Origin of the sequence: Aeromonas sp. OTU364, from assembly GCF_038440395.1 — a bacterium.
In the GTDB taxonomy this organism is placed as follows: Bacteria; Pseudomonadota; Gammaproteobacteria; order Enterobacterales; family Aeromonadaceae; genus Aeromonas.
The window spans coordinates 13,924-39,114 of the sequence record NZ_JASATR010000029.1 but is presented as its reverse complement, the minus strand read 5'-3'; the positions used below and the strand labels follow the sequence as shown (position 1 = coordinate 39,114).

General features: G+C 61.0%; 22 protein-coding genes. 11 read left to right on the top strand and 11 right to left on the bottom strand.

Going from position 1 to position 25,191, the window contains the following annotated elements:
* Positions 1 to 156 precede the first annotated feature (156 nt).
* Positions 157 to 1,707 (bottom strand): EAL domain-containing protein, encoded by a 1,551-nt coding sequence (locus AAHB08_RS20335; protein ID WP_342059921.1) that lies wholly within the window; start codon positions 1,705 to 1,707, stop codon positions 157 to 159.
* A 281-nt stretch (positions 1,708 to 1,988) separates the two neighbouring features.
* Between AAHB08_RS20335 and AAHB08_RS20330 the strand changes: the two genes are divergently transcribed.
* Entirely contained in the window at positions 1,989 to 2,894 is a 906-nt protein-coding gene (locus AAHB08_RS20330; protein WP_139436002.1) for a TIGR01777 family oxidoreductase, read from the top strand.
* 63 nt (positions 2,895 to 2,957) lie between these two features.
* On the opposite strand, the gene AAHB08_RS20325 is transcribed toward AAHB08_RS20330, so the two are convergent.
* The gene (locus AAHB08_RS20325; protein ID WP_342059920.1) at positions 2,958 to 5,399 is read right to left on the bottom strand and encodes an ABC transporter permease; all 2,442 of its coding nucleotides are present in this window, start codon (positions 5,397 to 5,399) and stop codon (positions 2,958 to 2,960) included.
* 201 nt (positions 5,400 to 5,600) lie between these two features.
* Positions 5,601 to 6,326 (bottom strand): ABC transporter ATP-binding protein, encoded by a 726-nt coding sequence (locus AAHB08_RS20320; protein WP_043132953.1) that lies wholly within the window; start codon positions 6,324 to 6,326, stop codon positions 5,601 to 5,603.
* Between the two features lie 57 nt (positions 6,327 to 6,383).
* Here AAHB08_RS20320 and AAHB08_RS20315 point away from each other — a divergent pair, with 57 nt between their 5' ends.
* Positions 6,384 to 6,992 (top strand): arylesterase, encoded by a 609-nt coding sequence (locus AAHB08_RS20315; protein ID WP_342059919.1) that lies wholly within the window; start codon positions 6,384 to 6,386, stop codon positions 6,990 to 6,992.
* Positions 6,993 to 7,096: 104 nt separating this feature from the next.
* Here AAHB08_RS20315 and AAHB08_RS20310 read toward each other — a convergent pair whose 3' ends face one another.
* The 3 genes from AAHB08_RS20310 to AAHB08_RS20300 form a co-directional block, all read right to left on the bottom strand.
* Entirely contained in the window at positions 7,097 to 8,041 is a 945-nt protein-coding gene (locus AAHB08_RS20310) for a chemotaxis protein CheV (RefSeq protein WP_319912631.1), read from the bottom strand.
* Positions 8,042 to 8,390: 349 nt separating this feature from the next.
* Entirely contained in the window at positions 8,391 to 9,461 is a 1,071-nt protein-coding gene (locus AAHB08_RS20305) for a porin (protein WP_202046628.1), read from the bottom strand.
* A 318-nt stretch (positions 9,462 to 9,779) separates the two neighbouring features.
* Positions 9,780 to 10,190 carry a CBS domain-containing protein gene (locus tag AAHB08_RS20300; protein ID WP_342059918.1) on the bottom strand — a complete coding sequence of 137 codons (411 nt, stop codon included), beginning with the start codon at positions 10,188 to 10,190 and terminating at the stop codon, positions 9,780 to 9,782.
* Between the two features lie 152 nt (positions 10,191 to 10,342).
* Between AAHB08_RS20300 and AAHB08_RS20295 the strand changes: the two genes are divergently transcribed.
* The 3 genes from AAHB08_RS20295 to AAHB08_RS20285 are packed head-to-tail and all read left to right on the top strand — an operon-like array spanning position 10,343 to position 13,555.
* Positions 10,343 to 12,253, top strand: a complete 1,911-nt coding sequence (locus tag AAHB08_RS20295) for an ABC transporter ATP-binding protein (RefSeq protein WP_342059917.1) — start codon at positions 10,343 to 10,345, stop codon at positions 12,251 to 12,253.
* Positions 12,246 to 12,707 carry a DUF2390 domain-containing protein gene (locus AAHB08_RS20290; RefSeq protein WP_162519175.1) on the top strand — a complete coding sequence of 154 codons (462 nt, stop codon included), beginning with the start codon at positions 12,246 to 12,248 and terminating at the stop codon, positions 12,705 to 12,707. Before AAHB08_RS20295 ends, AAHB08_RS20290 begins: the two co-directional genes overlap by 8 nt.
* On the top strand, positions 12,701 to 13,555 hold the full coding sequence (locus AAHB08_RS20285; protein ID WP_265436575.1) for a 23S rRNA (adenine(2030)-N(6))-methyltransferase RlmJ: 855 nt from the start codon (positions 12,701 to 12,703) through the stop codon (positions 13,553 to 13,555). Before AAHB08_RS20290 ends, AAHB08_RS20285 begins: the two co-directional genes overlap by 7 nt.
* 81 nt (positions 13,556 to 13,636) lie before the next feature.
* Here the strand turns inward: AAHB08_RS20285 and AAHB08_RS20280 are convergent, their stop codons facing one another.
* Positions 13,637 to 13,843, bottom strand: a complete 207-nt coding sequence (locus tag AAHB08_RS20280; RefSeq protein ID WP_218409586.1) for a hypothetical protein — start codon at positions 13,841 to 13,843, stop codon at positions 13,637 to 13,639.
* A gap of 181 nt (positions 13,844 to 14,024) precedes the next feature.
* On the opposite strand from AAHB08_RS20280, the gene AAHB08_RS20275 reads away from it, so the two are divergent.
* The 6 genes from AAHB08_RS20275 (at position 14,025) to AAHB08_RS20250 (ending at position 19,445) form a co-directional block, all read left to right on the top strand.
* Positions 14,025 to 14,387 (top strand): DUF2061 domain-containing protein, encoded by a 363-nt coding sequence (locus AAHB08_RS20275; protein ID WP_171275529.1) that lies wholly within the window; start codon positions 14,025 to 14,027, stop codon positions 14,385 to 14,387.
* A gap of 395 nt (positions 14,388 to 14,782) precedes the next feature.
* Positions 14,783 to 15,211 (top strand): VOC family protein, encoded by a 429-nt coding sequence (locus AAHB08_RS20270; protein ID WP_342059916.1) that lies wholly within the window; start codon positions 14,783 to 14,785, stop codon positions 15,209 to 15,211.
* 78 nt (positions 15,212 to 15,289) lie between these two features.
* Positions 15,290 to 17,119, top strand: coding sequence for an ATP-binding protein (locus AAHB08_RS20265; protein WP_342059915.1), 1,830 nt, complete (start codon positions 15,290 to 15,292; stop codon positions 17,117 to 17,119).
* 515 nt (positions 17,120 to 17,634) lie between these two features.
* Positions 17,635 to 18,066, top strand: a complete 432-nt coding sequence (locus AAHB08_RS20260; protein ID WP_342059914.1) for a MerR family transcriptional regulator — start codon at positions 17,635 to 17,637, stop codon at positions 18,064 to 18,066.
* 56 nt (positions 18,067 to 18,122) lie between these two features.
* Positions 18,123 to 18,728 (top strand): NAD(P)H-dependent oxidoreductase, encoded by a 606-nt coding sequence (locus AAHB08_RS20255; RefSeq protein WP_342059913.1) that lies wholly within the window; start codon positions 18,123 to 18,125, stop codon positions 18,726 to 18,728.
* Positions 18,729 to 18,854: 126 nt separating this feature from the next.
* Positions 18,855 to 19,445, top strand: coding sequence for an MliC family protein (locus AAHB08_RS20250; RefSeq protein ID WP_342059912.1), 591 nt, complete (start codon positions 18,855 to 18,857; stop codon positions 19,443 to 19,445).
* Positions 19,446 to 19,506: 61 nt separating this feature from the next.
* On the opposite strand, the gene putP is transcribed toward AAHB08_RS20250, so the two are convergent.
* From putP to AAHB08_RS20230, 4 genes are all read right to left on the bottom strand, one after another.
* The gene (gene putP / locus AAHB08_RS20245) at positions 19,507 to 21,021 is read right to left on the bottom strand and encodes a sodium/proline symporter PutP (RefSeq protein ID WP_025325899.1); all 1,515 of its coding nucleotides are present in this window, start codon (positions 21,019 to 21,021) and stop codon (positions 19,507 to 19,509) included.
* A 275-nt stretch (positions 21,022 to 21,296) separates the two neighbouring features.
* Positions 21,297 to 22,223, bottom strand: coding sequence for a L,D-transpeptidase family protein (locus AAHB08_RS20240; protein WP_139435966.1), 927 nt, complete (start codon positions 22,221 to 22,223; stop codon positions 21,297 to 21,299).
* Between the two features lie 183 nt (positions 22,224 to 22,406).
* Positions 22,407 to 23,648: a mechanosensitive ion channel family protein gene (locus tag AAHB08_RS20235; protein ID WP_265436582.1), complete on the bottom strand. Its 1,242-nt coding sequence runs from the start codon at positions 23,646 to 23,648 to the stop codon at positions 22,407 to 22,409.
* 132 nt (positions 23,649 to 23,780) lie between these two features.
* Complete coding sequence (locus tag AAHB08_RS20230; protein ID WP_139435962.1) at positions 23,781 to 24,980, bottom strand: acetate kinase; 1,200 nt, start codon at positions 24,978 to 24,980, stop codon at positions 23,781 to 23,783.
* Positions 24,981 to 25,191 lie beyond the last annotated feature (211 nt).

The window sequence follows — 25,191 nt, the reverse complement described above, 5'->3', positions numbered from 1 at the left end:
CCCCCCCCCCCCCCCCCCCACCCCCTCCCCCCCCGGGGTATCAAAAAAACCCCGCGACCCGGGTCGCTGGTTTTTTTATGCCTCGCTCTCAGCCCTTGTCAGCAGGCGAACAGCAGGCGGGCAAGCCATGGGCACCGAGCCCCTTGGCGCTGCCCCTCAGGCTGACGGGGGCTGCTGGGTGGGCAGCAGGCTGGCAAAGGCCGTCATCGGCATGGGCCTGCCATAGAAGTAGCCCTGCTGGAAATCCACCTGGCGCTCCCTCAGGTAATCGGCCTGCACCTGGTTCTCCACCCCTTCCGCCACCAGCAGCAGACCGAGCCGGGTCGCCAGATCGATGACGTTCTCGACGATGTGGCTGGAGAGCGCATCCGAGCCAATCATGCCGACGAAGCTCTTGTCGATCTTGAGGAAGTCCACCTGGAAGGCCTGCAGATAGGTCAGGCTGGAGTGGCCAGTACCGAAGTCGTCGATGGCGATGAAGACGCCGAGCTGATGCAGTTCGGCAAACAGCCGGTCTGTCGTCTCGTCCGCCACGATGAGCTCCCGCTCGGTCAGCTCCAACACTAGCTTGATGGGGTTGTGCCGGAAGGCGTCGATAAAGTCCCGGCAGTCGTCCAGCAGGCTCAGATCCTTGCAGTGGCTGGCGCTGATGTTGAAACCGAAGTGGAATCCCCTGGGCAACTGATCCGCCAGGGGGGCAAAGGTCTCCCGCACCTGGGCCATCAGCAGCCGGGTCATGGGGACGATGAGGCCGCTGTCTTCCGCCAGCGGAATGAAGCGATCCGGCGAGATCATCCCCTGACGGGGATGCTGCCAGCGCATCAGCACCTCGCAGCCGCTCCAGTGTGCATCCTTCCCCGTCACCACGGGCTGCAGATAGGGGATGAACTCCTGCTGATCCAGCGCCCGCTTCAGCTCCTGGGTCGGGGAGGTCGATCGCCCCATCAGCCAGAAGATCCCCACCCCGAACAGCACGCTCAGCAGGGGGTAGACTATGATGCCGACCTTGGAGTAGTCCCAGATGTGGGCCCTGTATTCATCGACCGATACCCTGGTCACCACCTTGAACGGATACTTGCCGGAGGCCTCCTCCAGGTAGCCCGGACTGTCCGACGGGATGAGGCGGTCGGTGAGCTGGCTGTCCCGCAGCAGCATCTCCTCGCCGACCACCAGCCCGAGGGGGGAGTTGCGGCTCAGCATGTCCAGAATGTTGAGCAGGTAGTAGCCGTCTATCCCCACCAGCACGCTGAACCTGCCCATCTCCTCCCGGTAGACGATGAGGGGGCGATTCGGAGTGACGGGGTTGCCCTTCATGAGATCCAGCTTGCCACCCACGTAGTCGCCCAGCTGGATCTCCCCGCTGACCGGGCCATAGAGTGAGGTGCAGTAGATGGTCGTACCCTCTGCCAGGTTGACGCTGCGCACATCCGGCACCGTCGCCACCTGATCCCGCAGCCCCTGAACCACCTCGAGGCAGGGCTTGTTCAGACTGCCGGCAAGGGCCGATGCCGCCAGCTGGGCGTTGTCCAGGGTGCGGTCGAACATCAGCCTGGCATGTTGCAGCCGCTCCACCGCATCCTGCTGCACTCCGGCGGCGGTCTGCCAGGTGATGACGGCGAGCCCCAGCACCATGGGCAGCAGACCCGCCAGCAGGGCACAGGCCAGCCGGACATAGAATTGACGCACCCTTAAACGACGAAATGGCATAACCGTCCTCATGGTCACGGCGAAAAAGCAGGCGAGTTTACCCGCTGCTGCCCGCTTGGCAAGCAATGATGATGCGCTCGGGTGAAATCCAGATGGCACCCGCTCTGGGAGGCAAGTCCCCCTCCCCATTCAGCTCCCATGCCTTGGGCCAGCGCCAGCACCCTGGTGAAAGGCACGCGAGGCGGCCCCATCATGAATTTATAATGCTCATAAAAACAGGAGCTTGTCCATCCAGTGCCCAGCCTCTAGAGTAGAGCCAACAGCCATCAGGGAGGCAGCACATGAAGATACTGATCACGGGGGGAACGGGCTTTATCGGCCGCCGCCTGGTGGCACACCTCAAGGTGGCGCACGAGGTGGTGGTGCTGACCCGCCAGGGTAGCCGGGCCTATGAGCTGCTCGGTCACGACGTCACTCTGCTGGACAACCTGGACCGGCTGGATCACCTCAACGACGTGGACATCGTCATCAACCTGGCCGGGGAGCCCATCGCCAGTGGCCGCTGGAGCGAATCCCGCAAGCAGTTGCTGTGCAACAGCCGCTGGCTGCTGACCGAGCAACTGGTGGATCTCGTCAAGCTCTCCAGCACGCCCCCCAGATTGCTGCTGAGCGCCTCCGCCATCGGCTGGTATGGCCGCCAGGGGGATGAGCCCCTGGACGAGCGCTGCCACCATCCCCACGACGAGTTCACCCACCGCCTCTGCCAGCGATGGGAGCAGCTGGCCCTGCAGGCTCGCAGCCCCCAGACCCGGGTCTGCATAGTGCGCATCGGCCTGGTACTTGGCACCGATGGGGGCGCCCTGCCCAGGATGCTGCCCCCCTATCGCCTGGGGCTCGGTGGCCCCATGGGCCCGGGCACCCAGATGATGAGCTGGATCCACGTGCAGGATCTGGTGCGGGCCATGCTGTTTCTCCTCGAGCACGACGAGTGCGAGGGGATCTTCAATGGCACGGCCCCGCAGCCGGTCAGCAATCGCCAGTTCAGCCAGACCCTGGCCAGCACGCTGCATCGCCCGCACCTCTTCTTCGTGCCAGCCCGGGTGCTTCGGCTGCTGATGGGCGAGGCAGCGGATCTGCTGCTCACCGGCCAGCAGATCCTGCCCGCACGCCTGCAGGAGGCGGGGTTCCACTTCACCTATCCGGCCCTCCCCGAGGCACTCGGCAACCTGCTGCAGCCCCCGCGCTGAAACCACCATGAAAAATCCCGACCTGGGTCGGGATTGTTACTATTGGCACCTCGCCAGCGGCCGTCAGAGCAGCCCCTGCCCCAGGCCTCTTAGCCGGTCGCTCAGGGTGCCTGCCAGCAGCTGACGGCGCATGCCCTGACCGGCCAGGGTCACCAGCAGGGCCCCCAGCAAGGGCAGGCCAGCCCAGATGGCCCAGTGGAACTGCCACTGGCCATCGAACCACCACCACTGCAGGCCAAAGGAGCAGAGCTCCACCACCATGGCGGCGCAGAGCCCCGCCAGGGCGCCGCTCGCCACCAGCTCCCAGCGCAGCATCTTCTCCAGCAGTTTGCTGCCCGCCCCCAGGGTGCGCATCAATAGCAGCTCCCGACGCCGATGGGCCATGCTGGCCTGGGTCTGGGTCAGCAGCACCAGCAGGGCGGCCACCGTCACCAGCCCCAGCATCAGCCCCAGCGCCCGGCTCACCTGATCCGAGACCAGGGTCAGCCGCCCTATCAGATCCTCCACGTCGATGAGGCTCACCGTGGGGTGGCGACGGATGAGCTCCACCTCGGCGCTGCGCCCCTCAGGCGGCAGGCGATAGCTGCCAAGCCAGGTCTGGGAGAAGGGGGCCAGCACGTCCGGCGAGAAGATCATGTAGAAGTTCGGCCGCATGTTGTCCCACTTGATGGACCTCAGGCTGGTCACCCTGGCCTCGAAGCTGCGTCCCTCTATGGTGAAGCTGAGGGCGTCCCCCAGGGCGATGCCGAGCTGGCCCGCCAGCACCTCGTCGACGGAAACCTCTCCCTTGCCGCCGAGCCACTGGCCCGAGGTGACCTGGTTGTCGGGAGGCAGGGTCGCCGTGGTGGTGAAGTTGAGCTCGCGGTTCACCCCTTCCCGGGCCGCATCCTCACCCACCGCCTGACCGGCGATCCGGGTCAGACGCCCGCGCACCATGGGGTAGAAGTCCGAGGTGATGGCCCCGGCCTTGTGCAGATCCGCCAGTATGCCGTCGCGCTCCCCGTCGGCCACATTGACCAGGAAGCGGTTGGGGGCATCCGCGGGCAGACGGGCGGAAAAATCATCCAGCAGATCGACCCGCGCCGCCCACAAGAGCCCGAACAGCATGAGCGCCAGGGCAAAGCCCGCCAGCTGGAACAGGCCGCTGCCGCGCTCGCGGGAGAGGTGACTGATGGCCAGACGCAGGGCATGGGGCCCCTTGAGCCGACCACCGAGTCGCAGCAGCCCGGAGGCCAGCAGCGCCAGCAGCACCATCAGCAGCCCCATGCCCCCGATGAGACCAAGCGCCAGCCTGACATCGGCGGTAAAGCCCCAGACCAGGGCGAACAGACCGAGCAGCCCCACGGGCACCGTCAGCCAGGGGGGAATGCCCGCCTCCAGCTCCCGGCGCAGCACCCGCAGCGGCGGCACCTTGAGCAGGCGCAGGAAGGGGATGAAGGCCAGCAGCAGGGTGATGAAGAAGGCGACCGCCAGACCCAGAGCAAAGGGGCGCCAGGAGGGCGGCGGCAGATCAGCTGGCAGCAGATCCCCCAGCAGTTGCAGCGTCAGCCACTGCATGGCGCTCCCCGCCACCAGGCCGATCATGGCACCTATCAGGGTCAGGGAGGCGAGGAGCGTCCCCATCAGCTGCCAGAGGGTACGCCGCGACGCCCCCAGCGTCTTGAGCAGCGCCACCATGTTGGTCTGGCGCTCGGCGAAGTGGCGCACCGCTATGCCCATGGCCAGGGCCCCCAGCAGCACGCCGGCCAGGGACGCCAGGCGGAAGAAGCGCTCGGCATTGGCCAGGGACTTGCCGACCTGGGAACCTTGATCGTCGGGCTTGATCAGCTTCTGCCCCGCCGTCAGCTTGGGCTTGAGCCAGCGCTCATAGCGGGCGACCCCCTCCCGGGGCCCCTTGATGAGATAGCGCCACTGCTGGCGGCTGCCCGGCAAGAGGGCGCCGGTCGCCTCGATATCGGCGCTGTGGATCAGCGCCCTTGGCGCCATCTGGAAGGGGCTGAAGCCCTGATCCGGCTCCTGACCCAGCTCCCCCGCCACCGTCAATCTGGTGTTGCCGACCTCCAGCTCGTCCCCGAGTTTGGCACCGAGCAACTGCATCACCCGGGCGGAGAGCCAGATCTCGCCGGGCGCAGGGGCACGCTGGGGCATCAGCTCCAGCTTGCCATAGAAGGGGAAATCGCTCGGCACGGCGCGAATGGACGCCAGCTGCAGGCCGTCGCCATGAAACAGCATGCTGTTGAAGCTGACCGTGGTCTGGACGAGGAGCCCCTCCAGCTTCGCCTGGGCGAGCCAGGCCTCGGGCGCCGGGGTGGCGGAGCGCAGCACCCGATCCGCCCCGATGAAGTCGCGGCCCGAGGCCTTGAGCCCCGCATCCAGCCGATCCGCCACCAGAGCCACGCTCAGCACGCAGGCCACGCTCAGGGCCAGCGCCAGCACGAACCAGCGCAGTTCCCCGCTGAATCCTTCCCGGCGCAGCAGCTTGAAACCCAGTCTCCATTGACTCATGACTTGCTCCCCATCGCCGGCGCCAGCACAAGCCAGAACCACAGCTCCCCGCTGAACCCTTCCCGCCGCAGCTGCTTGAAACCCAGTCTCCATTGACTCATGACTTGCTCCCCATCGCCGGCGCCAGCACCAGCCAGAACCACAGCTCCCCGTTGAATCCTTCCCGGCGCAGCAGCTTGGATTCCCGTTTCTTCCATTGACTCATGACAGCTCCCTGACACGGGGAGCCAAGGTGGCTTCGGATGCTGGCGCATCCGCCTCCAGCCGTCCCGCCGCCATCACCAGCTGCCGCTGGCAGCGCTGGGCCAGCTCATGATCGTGGGTCACCACCACTAGTGTGGTGTTGTGCTCGCGGTTGAGACGAAACAGCAGCTCGATCACCGTCTCCCCCGTCTTGCTGTCGAGGTTGCCGGTCGGCTCGTCCGCCAGCAGCAGGCTGGGGCGGGTCATAAAGGCCCGGGCGATGGCGACCCGCTGCTGTTCCCCCCCGGACAGGCGCGGCGGCAGGTGGTGCAGCCGCTCGGCCAGCCCGACCTGGGTGAGCAGCTCGCGGGCCCTGGGCTCACAGTCGGTCTCGCCGCGCAGCTCGGCCGGCAGCATGACGTTCTCCAGGGCGCTCAGGGTGGGCAGCAGCAGGAAGGACTGGAACACGAACCCCACCTGCTCGGCACGCAATCTGGCCCGCCCCTCCTCGTCCAGCCGGGTCAGGGACTGGCCCAGGATCTCTATCTCGCCGCTGCTCGGCAGGTCGAGTCCGGCCAGCAGGCCGAGCAGGGTGGACTTGCCGGATCCGGAGGCGCCGACCAGGGCCAGCGTCTCGCCGGTATTGACTTGCAGATCGATCCCTTCAAGGATGGTGAGACTTTCCTGGCCGAGGCGAACGGTTTTGCCGAGCCCCCTGACGGTGATAATGGGCGTTGAACTCATGATGCGTTTCCTGTTTGCCTTAACCTGTAATGACAATAGATCCTGGGAGTTGAATGCATGACCCGTGTCTTGTTCGTCTTGAGTTGCCTGTGTTGCTGGATCTCATCGGTCCAGGCGCAAACCCTGCTGGTACTGGGGGACAGCCTGAGTGCCGGCTACCAGATGCAGGCCGAACAGAGCTGGCCTGCCCTGCTCAATGAGAAGTGGCAGCAGCAGGGTGGCGAGCACAGGCTCATCAACGCCAGCATCAGTGGTGAAACCACCCAGGGGGGGCTGGCTCGCCTGCCCGCCCTGCTCGAGGAGCACAAGCCTGACTGGGTACTGATCGAGCTGGGTGGCAACGATGGCCTGCGCGGCTTCGCCCCCGCCATCACCCGGGCCAACCTCACCAAGATGGTGGAGCTGGCCAAGGCCAGCCAGGCGAAGACGGTGCTGACCCAGATCCAGCTGCCCCGCAACTATGGCGCCCGCTACCTGCAGCAGTTCGAGCAGATCTTCCCGGAGCTGGCGCAGGCCAATGACCTGCCGCTGATGCCCTTCTTTATCGATGATATTGTGCTGAGCCCTGAACTCATGATGAACGATGGGCTCCACCCCACGGCGGCGGCGCAGCCCCAGATCCGCGACCGGGTCGCCCGCTTTATCGAGCCCCTGCTGACCCAGTGACCCAGGGGGACGGCATTGGCCCCCTGCCCGCCAAAACAGAACACCCGCCAAGGCGGGTGTTCTGTTATCGGGCTGGCTTGAGGCGATAAGCCCTTGAGTCGGGTTCAAACCCCCAGGATCTGGCGCATCCGCTCCTGGGTGACCCCGACCAGCAGATCAGGCTGGAACTTGGAGATGAAGCGGTCACATCCCACCTTCTTGACCATGGCCTCGTTGAAGTTGCCGCTCAGTGAGGTATTGAGGGTGATGAAGAGATCGGCCATGCGCGGATCGCTGCGCACCTCGTGGGTCAGGCGGTAGCCATCCATCTCCGGCATCTCGGCGTCCGTTATCATCAGCATGATCTCGTCGGTCACCTTCTTGCCCGCATCGCACCACCCCTTGAGCAGCTTGAGCGCCTGCAGCCCATCCTGGCACTCGATCACCTCGAGGCCGAGCTGGGCGAGGGTCTCGCGCACCTGATTGCGTGCCGTGCTGGAGTCATCGACGATGAGCACCCGGCGCCCCTGCATCTGGGGCAGGATCTCCTTGTCCAGCACTTCTGCCGAGATGCGGATGTCATAGGTGATGATCTCCGCCAGCACCTTCTCCACGTCGATGATTTCGACAATCTGGTCGACCCCGCCCTCCGGGATGCGGGTGATGGCGGTGAGGTAGTTGGCGCGACCCGCCGAACGGGGGGGCGGCAGTATGTCCTTCCAGGTCATGTTGACGATGTGGGCCACCTGCCCCACCAGGAATCCCTGAATGGTGCGGTTGTATTCGGTGATGATGAGGTTGGATTCGTTGTCGACCGCCATGGGACGCATGCCGATGGCACCGCGCAGGTTGATGACGGGAATGGAGACGCCGCGGATGTTCGCCACCCCGCTGATGTTGTGATGGGAGCCCGGCATCTTGTTGAGATGGGGCAGCTTCACCACCTCCCGCACCTTGAAGACGTTGATCGCAAACAGCTGCTGGGATCCCAACCGGAACATCAGCAACTCCAGGCGATTCTCCCCTACCAGCTGGGTACGTTGATCCACTGAATCCAATATGCTCGCCATATAAAGCCCTTACGTCCGTTTTCCGAGTGCCGCCCCGCCAGAGGGGCGCCAGCATGCCAACCAGACCCGCATTCCCCCGGCAGGAGCAACGCAAGTCTCTATAGAAATAATGAAAAGGGTCGAGAAAAGATAGGATCTTGACCGCGGGGCGTGATCCTCACCCCACAGCCCCATGCCAGCAGCTCTCATCTCCATCGGCCCGACAAAGAGAGTTATCGACCAGCAGAGGAGAATGCTGAACCCGGGATTGGCCTGATGGCCGAGAAAGGGCACGTCTGGTGTTGCGCCCATAAAAAAACCGGCCGCGAGGCGGCCGGTCAAAAAATACAGTAGGCAGTCAGGGAACGACTTAGAAGTGGTACTGCATGGCCACGCCAACGACGTCGTCGGTGTTCTGGCCAAACTTGTTGTACCCGTCAGTGCCGTCGCTGTTCAGCAGGTTGGCCTTGTAATCAACGTAGACATCGAAGTTGTCGTTGATGTTGTACCAGGCACCGATGGACACGTACTCGGTCAGGGTGTCATCCAGGTTCTGGTCGGAATCTTTCACGTCCAGGCGGTTATACGCCAGGGACGGCTTCCATTGACCCCAAGTGTACTGAACCACGGCTTCGTAACCGTTGCTCTCGGAGGCATAACCGTCGTTGCCAGCCTGGTTCACATAGACGTGATTTTCGCCGTAGGCGTAGGTCGCGGCAGCGTACAGGTTGTTGGCGTTGTACTTGATACCGACTGCGGTCAGCTTGGCGTCTTCGCTGCCACCGAAGTTGGCGTTGGCAGCCTGATCGGCAGTCTTGCCAGCCTGGTTATAGGCCAGACCCAGGCTGATGCCCATGTCGAAGTTGTAGTTGGCAGACAGGGCGTAACCCTCTTCGGAGCCCCTGGTCCAGCTGGACGCGCTCTCGTTCTGCGCTTCGTTCTCACCGGTGAACTGGGCACCCAGCACCAGGCCGTCGAAGGTGTAGAGGTACTGAGCCAGGCCGTTGGTACGACCGGTACCGAACACTTCGGTACCCTTGCCCAGGCCATCTCCGCCCCACTCCGGCAGAACGTCGGTGTAATCGTTGACGGCCTTGGCAATCAGACCGTCCTGACGACCGTAGCTGAAGGCGCCGAAACGATCGTTCTTGATGCCAACGTAGGCATAACGCAGCTCGTTGTCGGAGCTGTTGGTCGGTACGTTGTACTCGACGAAGCCGTTGGCGACGGTCTCTTCGTTGATGCGGGTCTCACCACCGATGCGCAGACGCAGGTAGCTCTGATCGCCACTCTCGTCGTCGTTGTCGCTACCGTAGTACATGCCTTGAACACGGCCACCGATGTCAAGCTTGGTACCATCCTGGTTGTAAACGGTAGAAGCTTGTGCACCACCGGCCAGCAGCAGGCTGGAGATGGCCATCGTCAATGCTGTCTTTTTCATTGTTCGTTCCTCTGAGGTGTAAACCAGACCTGTGCTCGGTCGTTGTCATTTTGAATCGGGTTCATTTCCGATGACCTAGGGTAGATCTGCGAACCTTGATGGGAACTGAAGCTGGGGTCGATTAATTAGAAATACTCTATTTATCCCGTTTGTAGCGACACTAAGTGTCACAAACACAGGTTAATGTGGAATTTTAAACCACAAAAATGAAAATATCAGAACAACAGAAATGCCATACATCTACATGGCAGACGTTTGTATCGAGGAAGAGTCAATGAAAACCTGGCGAAGCGGGATCCAGTCGCTCCCAGGAACGCCTCAGACAGGTTGCCAGTCCCGCATGACGCGAAGCAGGTCTTTCCAGCTGACGATGCCGACCAGGGCGCCGTTTTCCAGTACCGGCAGGCAGGAGACATGCTGCTCCAGCATGATGGCCGCGGCTTCCGGCAAGGACGAGTCGGGAGAGATGGTGATGGGGTGGCGACTCATGATCTGATGGGCTCGCCGGTTGAGGGTCTCGGTGTCGCGGTTCATCTCGGCATCCGTGTCGAGATAGGGACTGAGGGCGCGCAGCAGATCCCGGTCCGAGATGACTCCCACCAGCACGTCATCTTCCAGCACCAGCAGGTGGCGAAAGTGGGCCTGCTCGAAGATCGCCTTGATGACACTCAGCCTGTCATCCATGGAAACGGTCGCAACCCGGGTCGTCATGATCTCTTTAATCAACATGGAAGCCTCCTGCCCCCTGACAGATGTCTCTGTTATGGCACGTTTTTCTTGCCGCAGCCAGCCATGTCCCCCTGCCTCAAGTGCAAATCCGAGTCATTTCACGTAAGATCCGCGCCAGTTTCTCCCCTTCATTGAGCCAAGCAGATCCATCCATGATAGTTGCCAGTCAAATCGAACTGATCCGCGGCGGCCGCACGCTGCTGGACAACGCGTCCGCCACCATACACCCCGGCCACAAGGTGGGCCTGGTGGGCAAGAACGGCTGTGGCAAGTCCACCTTCTTTGCGCTGGTGCGGGGCGAGCTGGCCATCGACAACGGCAGCTTCAGCCTGCCCGCCGGCTGGCAGATTGCCGGTGTGGCCCAGGAGACCCCGGCGCTGGACTGCTCCGCGCTGGAGTACGTGGTCGATGGCGACAAGGAGTTCCGCGCCCTCGAAGCCCAGCTGGCCCAGGCCGAGATGGATGACAATGGCCTCCTGGTGGCCGAGCTGCACGGCAGGCTCGACACCATAGGCGCCTACAGCATCCGTGCCCGCGCCGCCGAGCTGCTGCACGGGCTGGGCTTTGGTGGCGATCAGCTCGACTCGCCGGTAAGGAGCTTCTCCGGTGGCTGGCGCATGCGCCTGAACCTGGCCCAGGCCCTGCTGTGCCGCTCCGATCTGCTGCTGCTCGATGAACCGACCAACCACCTGGATCTCGACGCCGTCATCTGGCTGGAGAAGTGGCTCAAGGGCTATCAGGGCACGCTGGTGCTGATTTCGCACGACCGCGACTTCCTCGATTCGGTCATCAACCGCATCATCCACATCGAGAACGGCAAGCTCAACGAATATACCGGCGGCTACTCCGACTTCGAACTGCAGCGCGCCGAGCAGCTGGCCCAGCAGCAATCCATGTACGAGAAGCAGCAGCGGGAGATGTCCCACATGCAGGCCTATGTGGACCGCTTCCGCTACAAGGCCTCCAAGGCGCGCCAGGCCCAGAGCCGGTTGAAAGCCATGGAGCGGATGGAGAAGATCCTGCCCGCCCACGCCGACTCCGAGTTCAGCTTCGAGTTTCGCGAGCCCTCGGCCCTGCCGACCCCCCTCATCGCCATGGAGAACCTGTGCGCCGGTTACGGTGACAAGGTGATCCTGGAGAAGATAAAGATGAACCTGGTGCCGGGCTCGCGCATCGGCCTGCTGGGTCGCAACGGCGCCGGCAAGTCCACCTTCATCAAGATGCTGTCGGGCTCCAATGCGCCGCTCTCCGGCAAGCTGGAGGTAAGCGCCGGGGTCAGCATCGGCTACTTCGCCCAGCATCAGCTCGAAACCCTGCGCCTGGACGACACCCCCCTCGATCACCTGGCTCGCCTCGCCCCGGACAAGTCCGAGCAGGAGCTGCGCAACTACCTCGGCAGCTTCGGCTTCCACGGCGACAAGGCGCTGGACAAGGTGGCCCCCTTCTCCGGCGGCGAGAAGGCGCGGCTGGTGCTGGCCCTCATCACCTGGCAAAAGCCGAACCTGCTGCTGCTGGATGAACCGACCAACCACCTGGATCTGGAGATGCGCCACGCCCTCACCATGGCGCTGCAAGGCTTCGAGGGCGCCATGGTGGTGGTCTCTCACGACCGTCACCTGCTGCGCACCACCACGGATGACTTCTACCTGGTCCACGGTGGCCGGGTCGAGCCGTTCGACGGCGATCTGGACGACTACCACAAGTGGCTCGGCGAGCAGGAGAAAGAGGCCAACGCCAAGCCGGTGGACGGCCCCGTCTCCGCCAACTCGGCGGTGGCACGCAAGGATCAGAAGCGGCTCGAGGCCCAGTTCCGCCAGCAGACCCGGCCCCTGCGCCAGAAGCTGGAGAAACTCGAGGCCAGCATGGAGAAGCTGCAGGGCAAGCTTGGCGACATCGAGAGCCAGCTGGCCGATCCCGCCATCTACGAAGAGAGCGCCAAGGGCAAGCTCTCCGAGCTGCTCAAGTCCCAGGGCCCCCTCAAGGAGCAGCTGGAAGAGGTGGAGCTGGAGTGGATGAGCCTCTCTGAGGAGCTGGAAACCATGGAGCAGGCCTTCTTTGCGTGACGAACAGCTGATGGCAAGCGAGCGGGTCGCCGTGCACGAGCTGCCGACGCCGCTCGGCTTCTGGCACTGGAGCGGCAAGGTCTATGGCCAGCGCAGCCAGGACTGGCTCGAGGTGCAGAGCCAGGGGGGCAACGTCAACCTGGCGCTCCTGCTGCATCATCTGGACTTGCTCGGCATCCCGGTCGACCTCACCGATCTGCAACCGGCCCTGGTCCAGACCGAGGCCGTGCTGCTCCCCTGGCGCACCCTGCGCCAGCAAGCCAAGGCACGGCTGGCCGAGGAGGAGTACCAGGCCATGCTGGCCCACGAGCTGGAGCTGGAGCGGCTGCAACAAGGGGTCCTGCTGCAGACCCTGCGCGGCCTCTCCCTGTTTCGTGGCAAGAGCCACAACCTGTTGAACTATCTATCGTTACTGGGTGCCCAGCAGGGCCCCCTCAGAGACCTAATATGCTGAGCTATCGCCACGCCTTTCACGCCGGCAACCATGCCGACGTGCTGAAACACGCCGTCCAGGCCCTGATCATCGAGTCCCTCAAGAAGAAGGAGAAGCCCTTCATCGTGCTGGACACCCATGCCGGCGGCGGTCTCTACGACCTGCGCGGTGACTGGTCCCAGAAGAAGGCGGAATACGCCGACGGCATCGGCCGCCTGTGGGACGAGCGGGCCCAATGGTCCGCCATGGCCCCCTATCTTGGCGTCATCGAAGAGATGAATAGCGATGGTCAGCTGCACTACTACCCGGGTTCGCCGGAGCTGTCGCGCCGTCTCGCCCGCGATCAGGACAAGCTGGCGCTGATGGAGCTGCACAACAACGAGGTGGAGGATCTTCGCGCCAACATGGGGTACGACCCCCGCGTCGCCGTCCACCATCGCGACGGTTTCGAGGGGCTGGTGGCCCTGCTGCCGCCCACCCCGCGCCGTGGCCTGGTGCTCATCGACCCTCCCTATGAGCTGAAAGAAGATTACTTCGCCGTGGTCGACACCCTTAAAAAAGCGCAAAAGCGCTGGGCCACCGGCATCTACGCCCTCTGGTATCCCATCCTCGGCCAGGAGGCGGACAAGTCCCGCGACATGCTCAAGGCGATCAAGCGGGAAAACTTCGGCAACGTCCTGGTGGCTGAGCTCGAAGTGGCCGGCCAGACTGCCGATTGGGGCATGAACGGCTCCGGCATGCTGATCGTCAGCCCCCCCTGGATGCTGGACGAGCAGATCGAAGCCTTCCTCAAACCCCTGTGCGCCAGGCTGGCCCAGGGCGCCGGTGCCCAGTACAGGGTGGAGTGGCTCAACAAGGCAGCCGACTGAACCCCTTACCGACCGCAAACATGACAAAGCCCCGAAAGGGGCTTTTCTCTCTCTGCCGTTGCCGGGATGACGCCGCTTGCCTCAGGCCCTGACGGGCATATCTCGCCAGAGCGCCAGAATGAGCAGCGCCAGCAGGGCGAAGGGCGGTACCAGGCAGAGCAGCACGCACAGGACGGTGACAAGCACGGGGTGACGGCTCTTGCGCCGGGCCAGTCGCCAGGCCACGACGCCGACAAGGATCATCAGCAGCAGAATAAACAGCCCAAACAGGGTGGAGTTGATGGTCATGAAAGCTCCTTTTTCATGGCAAAAGGCACACTCTAGCGCAGCCATGGCCCCAGGCAAGTCCCCAATCTGGTGGCTTCGACCTCGGTCGATAGGCTTTTTCTATTTAGCTGATAGATGAGAATGGTTTTCATTTAATGTGATTCTGGGTGATACTGCCTTCATCGCCAGAGGAGACACCATCATGAAAAAGACCATCAGCTTCGCCATTCTGCACTTCAGTGTCGCCTTCACCGTGGCTTATCTGCTGACCGGCGAACTGCTCACCGCCAGCCTGATCGCCCTGATCGAGCCCGCCGTCAACACCGTCGCCTTCTACTTCCACGACCTTGGCTGGCACAAGCTCAAGCCCGATCACAGCCTGCAGGCCAAGACCAGCAGCTTCGCCCTGGTGCACTTCTCGGTGGCCTTCGCCGTCGCCTACCTGCTGAGCGGCGAGCTGCTCACCGGCGGCGTGATGGCACTGATCGAACCTGCCATCAACACAGTCGTCTTCTTCTTCCACGAGCGGCTGTGGCGCGCCCGCCAGCAACTGGCGCTGGCGTAAGGAAGGGCGGACAGCCCTTCCCCTTCACGAGCTGCCATAACAGCCGCCAACCCCTGGTGCTGGCCTAAAAGGCAACCGGCCCCATGAGCCCAATGAGGGGGCATAGCCCCCTCTTGCAGACCCGGATCGCCGACGCATCCCTTGCCATACCGACTCATTCTTTGAGCCCGCCCGAAAATCCATCACCCTGCCCTTCCCCTCAGCGCTCCCCCCGCTAACATACCCGAATGGCAATATATGCCTCGTTGGAGTCACCCATGAGCCACGCCAGCCCTCAAGCGCAGCTAAATAGCAGCACACTGGAAGCTGACATTCAGGGGCGGTAGCTTGCCCAAAAACGGTAGCCAGCAAACAGAGCTGTTTCTTGTCCAAAAATTTCTGAGTGGAGGCTGTGCATGGAAACGCAAACGCTGCATCGGGGTCGGCTGATCGACCACATTCAGCTGGTGGTGCAGGATCTTGCTGCCAGCGAGCGCTTTTACACAGCCACTCTAGCCGCACTCGATATTCCCATGGGGGGCGCGGGTGAGGGTTACTTCTGGGCAGACGAGCTGTTTGTCACCGCCATCGACAGCCCGGCGGCGCTGGGGGCATTGACCGGCCGCCACCATCTCGCCTTCCAAGCGCAAGACAGGGCCATGGTGGATCGCTTCTACCAGGCGGCGCTCGCCCACGGCGGCCAGGATAACGGCGCCCCCGGCGAGCGCAATTATCACCCCGGCTACTACGCCGCCTTTGTGCTCGATCCGGACGGCAATAATATCGAAGCGGTTTATCACGGTGAGGCAAAGCGCAGTGCAGAGTCGGTGGTCATTACTTACTAATTAATGATTCTCCATCATTAGCAATGGGATCGTAAATAATGGATTAAAAAATAACTCAACCAAAGGATTAATTAAAAGATGATTAAGACATTTGAAATTGATGATAACCAAGCGGAAAACATCATAAATATCGAGGAAGGCTATCTTACTGATGTAAAGGCTAAAGAAATAAAACCAGCAAAACTATCTGAAACTGTATCTGCTTTTGCAAACTCAGGTGGTGGGGATATATATCTTGGTATCGAAGAGGACTCTATAGCAGGATTAAGACGATGGAATGGCTATGCTGATCAAGAGGCTGCAAATGATGTTGTTCATGTCCTTTTCAATGCTCATCCTTTTGGAAACCACCTTACATTTGAATATTTAAGCTGTGAGGATAAAATAGGGTATGTTCTACACATTATCGTAAAGAAGGTTAAACACATTGTTAAGTCTACAAAAGGGGAGATTTTTGTAAGACAAAATGCAGGGAAAATTAAGATAGAAAAAGATGAGGATATCGCTAAGTTAAAGTTTGACAAAGGTATATTTACCTTCGAAGATGAATGGATAGAACTTAATATAAGAAAATTAAAAGAAAGTAAATCCATCACTAATTTCATGATAAATATAATCCCGCATTCAGAACCCATAAAGTATTTAGAAAATCAGGAGCTTGTGCGCGATGGGCAAGCTAAGGTTGTAGGAGTACTTCTTTTTTGTGATGAACCAGCCATACACTTAGCCAAAAGATGCAGTATTAAAATAATGCGATATAAAACTCGCGAAGAAGATATTGGCAGGGAGTTTCTAGATGGAGTCCCATTAACAGTTGAAGGTGATGCCTATAGCTTAATTTACCAAGCGGTAGATAAGACAAAGAAAATAATTGAAAATATTAAACGGTTAGGCGATAAGAGTCTTGTTTCGATTACATACCCACATGAAACAATACATGAAATAATAACCAATGCTGTATTGCATAGGGATTACAGCATTGCGGCTGATGTTCAGATTCGTATTTTTGATAATAGAGTCGAAATTGAAAGTCCAGGGAAATTACCGGGGCATGTTACAACAAAAAATATATTGGATACTCAAAGCGCAAGAAATCCAACTCTAGTTAGATTAATAAACAAATTTCCAGAGCCGCCGAATAAAGATGTAGGAGAGGGATTGAATACTGCTTTCAGAGCAATGAATCTATTAAGATTGAAAGCTCCTGAAATAGTTGAGACTGAAGATTCAGTTCTAGTATTTATATATCACCAATCTCTTGCTTCACCAGAGGAGTTAGTCATTGACTATCTGCGAGAACATGAGGAGATAACTAATAGAATCGGTCGAGAAATCACAGGAATAAAAAGTGAAAATAAAATGAAATCTGTATTTCTCCGCTTGAAAGACAGAGATATTATTGAGCAAATACCAGAAAGAAAAGGCTCCGCTGCGGCGTGGAGAAAAACTAGCGAAGTGCTTTGGGATGAGATCAAGGTTATTGATGGAAAAATAGTCAACATAGAAAAAGTAATCCTATCAATAGTTCCTAAAAACATAAGCACTTTGTCATTAGTTGGCACTGAGTATATTCCTTTGATTTTCATGGCGATAATAATACAGGCTGTAAAGGGAGTCCCTACATCAACAGGTGCAGATATGACCTTAGTAATAAACAAGTACCTGGCGCCATCTAATAAGCCAAAGTTTTCAAACAATGTATCTAGAGCGTTAAGAGATACCAGAGTGCTAAATCAACCATGGCTTTGCAGTAAAGTTGTAAATATTAAAACCAATAAAAGGATGTTTTCTTTAAGCGATAACTGGGAGCAAGATTGGAAAAATACGTTCAATCAAGAAATGTCTCCTAGCTTAGGGGTTTTTATTAATAAGGTAAGGTCTAGCTGTCAATTAGAGATCGACATTTAATATGCATGCAAAAATATAGTTATTACCAGATACCAGCCTAAAACTGGTGTCTGGCTTATGCTATTCCCCCCGCAGGATTGAATAGTGAAGCGTATTCTAACCGTCGCGAATAACAACATCACACAGGTGGCCGGATAATAATCAAGCCCCTCCCAACGATCATTCTGCCGCGATCGTCTGATTACCCTTCGCTAATCAGACCTACAAAAAGAGATATTCGCCACAATCCTTCAGACTCGGAGGATCCCCTTGCAACCCATATCGGCCGACTTGTGGGAATGTCTGGCTCGCCGGGAGCACCATAAGCTGGATTTATGAGTTTTCCGTAGATCACCGCACTTTCCCTTAGAGTGGCTATCACCAGCCCATCTACCCCCGTGATGGCCCCATTACGGGTCAACCAGGCCATATCCCGCCCCTGCGCCGATTGCTCGTCCCTGCCCCGTAGGGATGCATTCCCCCCTGCCACTGGCCTATAGTGAGCCCCTATTCGAACAACCTTTGCGAGCAGCAAGATGTATATCGGCGAATTTGCCCGGCTGGCGGGCACCACACCCAAGGCTGTCCGTCTCTACGAGCAGCTCGGGTTGCTGCCCGAGCCCAGGCGGCTCGGCAAGTATCGCGTCTACCGGGCCGAGGATCTGGAGTGGGTCGGCTTTATCCGCGAGGCCCAGCGACTCGGCTGCAAGCTGGGGGAGCTGGTTCCCTTGCTGGCAGGCCTCACCAGCCTCGCCGAGTTTCCCTGGCAGAAGGTGGAGCAGCTTATCGCGGGCAAACTGGCGCAGATCGAGGCCGACGTGGCCAGGCTGCAACGCCAGCACCAGGCCTTGAGCCAGTGCGCCGCCCTGCTGGCGCAGCACCCCTGCCGCTATGGCGCCCCCGGCCAGAACGAGCCGCTCCCACAGGTTGAGCAAGGGCTTGCAGGACGGACGCACAAGGTGGCTTGACTCTGTCCCATGGGACAAGGGGTGTAATGGGGGCTCACTTCATCAGGAGCCACACCATGACACCCAAGCTGCTTATCATCAACGGCAACCCCAAACCCGACAGCCTCTGCCATGCCCTGGCCAGGGAGTATGCCCGTAGCGCCGAGGAGGGCGGCGCAGAGGTCACCCTGCACCACGTGGGGGAGCTCGCCTTCGAGCCGGATCTGCACCATGGCTATGACGAGGTGCAGCCCCTCGAGCCCGATCTGCAGGCATTGCAGCAGAGCCTGAAGCAGGCCCACCATCTGGTGATCGTCGCCCCCCTCTGGTGGGGCCACCTGCCGGCCCGGCTCAAGGGGTTGCTGGACAGGGTGCTGCTCTCGGGGTTTGCCTTTCGCTATCAGGAAGGCAAGGCGCTTCCCGAGCGCCTGCTCGCCGGCAAGACGGCGCGCCTGCTGCTCACCATGGACAGCCCTGTCTGGTACTACCGCTGGTGGCTGGGCTCCCCCGTCGAGCGCACCCTCGCCAAGCCGGTGCTCGGGCTGTGCGGCATCCGGCTGACCCATCGCCAGCATCTGGGGCCTGTCCATACCGCCAGCGAGCGGGAGCGACAGCGCTGGCTGGGCCGCACCGCCGCCGCGGCCCGCAGTGATGCACAGCGGCTGGCGCGGCGGCGATCCTGATGACCATTGTTGTCGGCAGCGCTGCCCAAAGAGGTGGGCAAGGGAGCCTGGGGTGAAAAAGTCCTCGGCGGCCCGGCGCCCTTGTGCTGTAGTAAGTGGGAATCCCCTCTTGCTGGAGCCTTTTCGATGACCAAGATGTTGCTGGGCACCCTCGCCTTGATGCCGCTGCTGGCCAGTGCCGCCACCCCTTCCTTTGATTGTGCCAAGGCCCACAGTGCGGCCGAGCAGCTTGTCTGCCAGGACGCCGGGCTGGCGGTGCTGGATAACGAACTCGCCGCCCTCTACCCCAAGGCGCTGAGCCAGCTGTCGGCCGAGCAGCAGAAGACGGAGAAGGCGATTCAGCGCGGCTGGATCAAGGGGCGCAACGAGTGCTGGAAAGAGAGCGACTCGCGCCAATGCGTGGAGGAGAGCTACCAGCTGCGCATCACAGAGCTGCAGATAAAGGGGGGCCAGCTGAGGGTGCCAAGCCCGGTCGACTACCAGTGCGACGGCGGGATCCGGCTCTCGACCTACTTCTACAACGAGGCCAAGCGGCCCGCCGCCGTGATCAACCTGAGCGAGGGAGCGCAGCAGTCGCAGGTGCTCGCCTTCGAAGCCCCCAGCGCCAGCGGCGCCCGTTACGAGGGGCAGAATCTCACGCTGCTGACCAAGAGGAACGAAGCCAGGCTGGAACGCTATGACCAAGCCGCCCTGCAGTGCCGCGTCAGCGGCCAATAAGCCGCCCCGCCCATGAAAAAGCCCCGCAGTTGCGGGGCTTTTTTTATTCAGCGTGCGTGATTTATCTCACCATGACCGGCTCAGCCGAGACAGGGGGAGCCTGGAACTCGCGCTCGGCCTCGTCGAAGCGATCCAGCATCGCCTTGGAGGGGGCCTTGTCCAGCAGGCTGAACACCACTATGGCCAGGGTGGCGAAGACGAAGCCCGGGATGATCTCATACAGACCCAGCCAGCCGAACTGTTTCCAGACGATGACGGTCAGGGCACCGGCCAGCATGCCGGCCAGGGCGCCGTTGCGGGTCATGCGGGACCAGAGCACCGAGAGCAGCACCACGGGACCGAAGGCGGCACCGAAGCCGGCCCAGGCGTAGCTCACCAGCCCCAGCACCCGGTTCTCCGGGTTCACGGCCACGGCGATGGCGATGAGAGAGATCACCAGCACCATGGCGCGGCCGACCCACACCAGCTCTTTCTGGGAGGCATTCTTGCGCAGGAAGGGCTTGTAGAGATCCTCGGTGATGGCGCTGGAGCAGACCAGCAACTGACAGCTCAGGGTGCTCATCACCGCCGCCAGGATGGCGGAGAGCAGCACGCCGGCAATCCAGGGGTTGAACAGTATCTTGGAGAGCTCGATGAAAACGCGCTCCGGGTTGCCGGTGACGCCGGCGGCCTGCTCGGTGAAGGTGGAGAAGTAGGAGAGGCCGAAGAAGCCGATGGCCACGGCGCCGCCGAGGCAGAACACCATCCAGGTCATGCTGATGCGACGGGCGCTGGCCATGGAGTGGTGGGAGTCCGCCGCCATGAAGCGCGCCAGTATGTGCGGCTGGCCGAAGTACCCCAGGCCCCAGGCCATCAGGGAGATGATGGCGATGAAGTCCAGGTTCTTGAACATGTCGAGGTTGCTGGCGTTCTGCGCCGCCACCTGCACCATGGCGGTGTCGATACCGCCGACCGCGATGATGACGAACACCGGGGTCAGGATCAGGGCGAAGATCATCAGGGTGGCCTGCACCGTATCTGTCCAGCTCACCGCGAGGAAGCCGCCGAAGAAGGTGTAGGTGATGGTGGCCGCGGCACCGACCCAGAGGGCGGTGTCATAGCTCATGCCGAAGGTGCTCTCGAACAGGCGGGCACCGGCCACCACGCCGGAGGCGCAGTAGATGGTGAAGAACAGCAGGATCACCAGGGCGGAGAGGATGCGCAGCACCCGGCTCTTGTCCTCGAAACGGTAGGTGAAGTAGTCCGGCAGGGTCAGGGCGTTGCGGTTCTTCTCGGTGTGAACCCGCAGCCGACCGGCCACCCAGCGCCAGTTGAAGTAGGCACCTATGGTGAGGCCGATGGCGATCCAGCTCTCGGAGATGCCGCCGATGAAGACGGCGCCAGGCAGGCCCATCAGGAGCCAGCCGCTCATGTCGGAGGCCCCGGCGGAGAGGGCGGTCACCCAGCTCCCCATGCGGCGGCCGCCGAGAATGTAGTCGTCAAAGTTACGGGTGGCGCGATAGGCGATAAAACCGATCAGGACCATACCCAGGATGTACACCAGAAAGGTGATGAGCATTGGGGTGCTAGCTGTCATTCAAAACTCCGTTATGTGACTCTTGTACCCGTTCTCGCGACGGGCTCTTCCTTAAAAAACCGGCCTAGATTAATCAGCAGATCGCCTGATCACAACCACTTTTAACAAATAAAAAACACAGAGAAAACGTTTCACACCTAATCAAGTAACCAATCAAGAGCGGTTAGGCCGGATTTTATCCCGATGGTGCAAGGACTTACCCGGGCAGCCCCTTCCTTTACCCATCATAAAAAAGCCCCGACCTTGGCCGGGGCTCGACATCGAGGACAACCGGATCAGCGGTTGATGGCGATGGGCATGCCGCTGCGCTGCTCCAGGGCCTGCTTGACCAGCTGGGAGTCGCTGTCCGCGTGGGCGATGAAACGGGTCACCGCAGTGGACATGGGCAAGGGTGCCGGCAGGCTGGAGTTGAACTCCTCCTGGCTGCGGGAGAGGGGCTGGTGCACTTCCAGATAGCGACGACCATCCGGCTCGACCGAGGCCTTGATCGGCTGGTTCACGAACTGGACGCGGGTGCCGACCGGTACCTGCTTGAACAGATACTCGATGTCGTCGTTGCGCAGCCGCACGCAGCCGTGGCTCACCCGCAGGCCGATGCCGAACTGGGCATTGGTGCCGTGGATGGCGTACATCTTGCCGATGTAGAGCGCAAACAGCCCCATGGGGTTGTCCGGGCCGGCCGGCCAGACCGCAGGCAGGGTCTCGCCACGGGCGGCGTACTCGGCGTGCATCTTGGCGGTCGGGGTCCAGGTCGGGCCCGCCTTCTTGCGCTGCACGCTGGTCACCCAGTCTTCCGGGGTGTCGGTGCCGAGCTGGCCGATGCCGATGGGCAGCACTTCCACCACCTTCTTGCCTTTGGGGTAGTAGTAGAGACGCATCTCGGCGACGTTCAGCACTATGCCCTCGCGGGGGGCATCCGGCAGGATCAGCTGGTGCGGCACCACCAGCTTCTCGCCCGCCTGCAGCAGCAGGGGGTCCGCCTTGGGGTTGGCTTCCAGCATGTTGGTCAATCCCAGCTGGAACTTGGCCGCGGCCGCTTCCAGGGGCTGGCCCGCCTCTTCGGCCGGCACCACGTATTCCAGGTTCTCGCCCACCAGGCGGCTGTTGGCCGCAGGCAGGGCATATTCGACGGCAAGCACGGGCGTGGCGGTCAGGAGCAGGCTGCAGCACAGTGCAGCCGCCGTGTTGTGGAGGAGCTTCATAACTTTCCTGTGATATTGGGGTGATTCAGGACTCTGGCCAGGCCAGGAGCGGCTTGCGCGCCCGGGGCGAAGAGAAGGCCGCCATTTTTCTCCTCTGCACCGCAAATTTCAACCGACACGTGGTGACGGGTCGATGATTAATATGGCGTTTTCCCCTGGCCTCATCCTGCAACAAGAATCAAATCACCCGTTCTTCCAGGCGTGCATGTCATAACCGGTTGGAGATTGATGCAACCGCAGATGAAATTGCCCGATAATGGCGAATATATGGTCGAATATATCGGCCTGGATCCCTTCGTAATCGGCCCAGGCGGTGGTCGCGGTGAAGCAGTAGATCTCCAGGGGCAGGCCATCGGAAGTCGGTGCCAGCTGGCGCACCATCAGGGTCATGTCCTTGCGAATGCCGGAGTGGGCACGCAGGTAGGCATCCAGATAGGCGCGCAGGGTGCCGAGGTTGGTGAGGTGACGGCCATTGATGGGACAGCTGATGGCGTCGCTCAGCTGCTGGTTGTAGCTGCTCAGCTCCTGCTCCTTGCGGCTGAGATAGGGGGCCAGCAACCTGGCCTGCTTGAGCTGCAACTGCTCCTCGGCGGTCAGGAAGCGCACGCTGGTCATGTCGATGTTGACGCTGCGCTTGATGCGCCTGCCACCGGATTCCGTCATCCCCTGCCAGTTCTTGAAGGAGTCGGAGATGAGGGCATAGGTGGGAATGGTGGTGATGGTCTTGTCCCAGTTCGACACCTTGACCGTGGTGAGACCGATGTCGGTCACCTCGCCATCGGCGCCGTACTTGTCCATCTGCAGCCAGTCACCGACGCTCAGCATGCGGTTGGCGGAGAGCTGGATCCCGGCCACCAGACCGAGGATGGGGTCCTTGAACACCAGCATCAGCACCGCTGTCATGGCCCCCAGGCCGCTGAACAGGAAGAGCGGCGACTTGCCGAGCAGCAGGGCTATCATCAGGATGCCGACCAGGATGCTGGCCACCAGTTTCACCCCCTGGAAGATGCCGCGCAGGGGCAGATCCCGTCCGAGCCGGGTATGGCGGCTCACCGACAGCAGGCAGTCGAGCAGGGCAAACAGGGCGAGCAGCAGGAACAGCAGGATCCAGAGCTGGGCCAGCATCTCGATAAGCTGCAGGCTGTCGGACTCCCTGGGCAGCCAGATCTCCGCCTGACCGAGCAGCACGGCCCCCTGCAGCACCAGAGCGAGCCGGTAGAAGAGCCGCTGCTGCAACTGGGGCGGCAGCCACACCTGCTTGGTCTTGCCAAGCAGCCCCACCAGGCGCACCAGCAGGATGCGGTGCAGCACCAGGTGCAGTGCCAACCCGGTCAGCACGATGAAGCCCAGGGCGATCACCAGCGCCATCATGGCGGTGACCTCTACCCCGAGACCGGACAACCAGTTGAAAAATATCTCCTTCATCTCTACCTCTGCGACGTGAAACTGCGGTCAGGGTACGTATCTGGCCCCCCATGTCAAATGACAGCTTGCTCAACGAGCCCCGAAACGACAACGCCCGGCAGAGGCCGGGCGTTGATTCGCAGGGAGGTGGCCTTAACCGACCAGGCTCAGGGCATCGCGGGCGATGACCAGCTCCTCGTTGGTGGGCATCACCAGGGCCAGGCGGCTGCCTTCGGCGGTGATGGGGCCTTCACCCCCCAGCACGGCGGCGTTGTTGGCCTCCTTGTCGATCTTGAAGCCGAACAGGGCCAGCCGCGCCAGCACCATCTCGCGCACCATGGCGGCGTTTTCACCGATGCCACCGGTGAACACCAGGGCGTCCAGACGACCGTCCATGGCGGCGGCATAGGCCCCGACATACTTGGCCACCCGGTAGGTGAAGACATCCAGCGCCCGCTTGGCGCCGGCGTCGGTGGCGTAGTTGCTGGTGACGTAGCGGCAGTCGCTGCTCGCTTCGGTCATGCCCAGCAGACCGGACTCGCGGGTCAGCACCTGGTTGATCTCGTCCACGCTGTAGCCGAGCTGGTCGTGCATGAAGAAGACCACCGCGGGATCGATGTCGCCAGAGCGGGTGCCCATCGCCAGCCCTTCCAGCGGGGTCAGGCCCATGGAGGTATCGACGGACTCGCCGTTTCGGATGGCGCAGACGGAGGCACCGTTGCCCAGATGGCAGTTGATGATGTTGAGCTCGGACAGCGGCTTGCCCAGCGCCTTGGCGGTCTCTTCGGCGATGAAGCGGTGGGAGGTGCCATGGGCGCCGTAACGACGGATGCCGTTCTCCTGATAGAGCTTGTAGGGCAGCGCGTAGAGGTAGGCTTCCTGCGGCAAGGTCTGGTGGAAGGCGGTGTCGAACACGGCCACGTTCTTCTCGGCCAGGGCCGGGAAGACCTTGAGGGCGGCGCGGATGCCGATGAGGTGCGCCGGGTTGTGCAGGGGGGCGAACGGAATGGCGGCCTCGATGCCGGCGATGACGCCATCATCGATGCGCACGGAGCGGGAGAACTGCTCGCCACCGTGCACGATGCGATGGCCGATGGCGACCAGTTGCTCGGCGAGTGTCGGATCCTGGGGCAGGATGTGACCCACTATGTGGTCAAGGGCGGCCTGGTGCGCGGCACCGGCGCCCAGCATGGCTTCGCCCTTGACTCCGTGGAGTTTCCATTTGATACGTGCGTCATCCAGATTGAAGCATTCGGCCAGGCCGGACAGCATGTCCTCACCTGTTTCGGCGTCCATTACGGCAAATTTCAGGGAAGAGCTACCGCAGTTAAGGATCAATACCAACTTGCTCATGTTCTACATCTTCCTGTGCTTCGGCTTTATGCCGACAGTGTCGTGTCATCCAACATGGATGGGATTCCCCTGCCGGGGGCGTTATGGTCGCAGGAAAGTGCGCCCAATTTTTCAAACTGTCTGGCGCCGACCCAGGGCCTGGCGCGCTTATCCTTTCAAACTATCTGGTGCAGACCCGGGGGCTGGCGCGCTCATCCTTTCAAACTCTCTG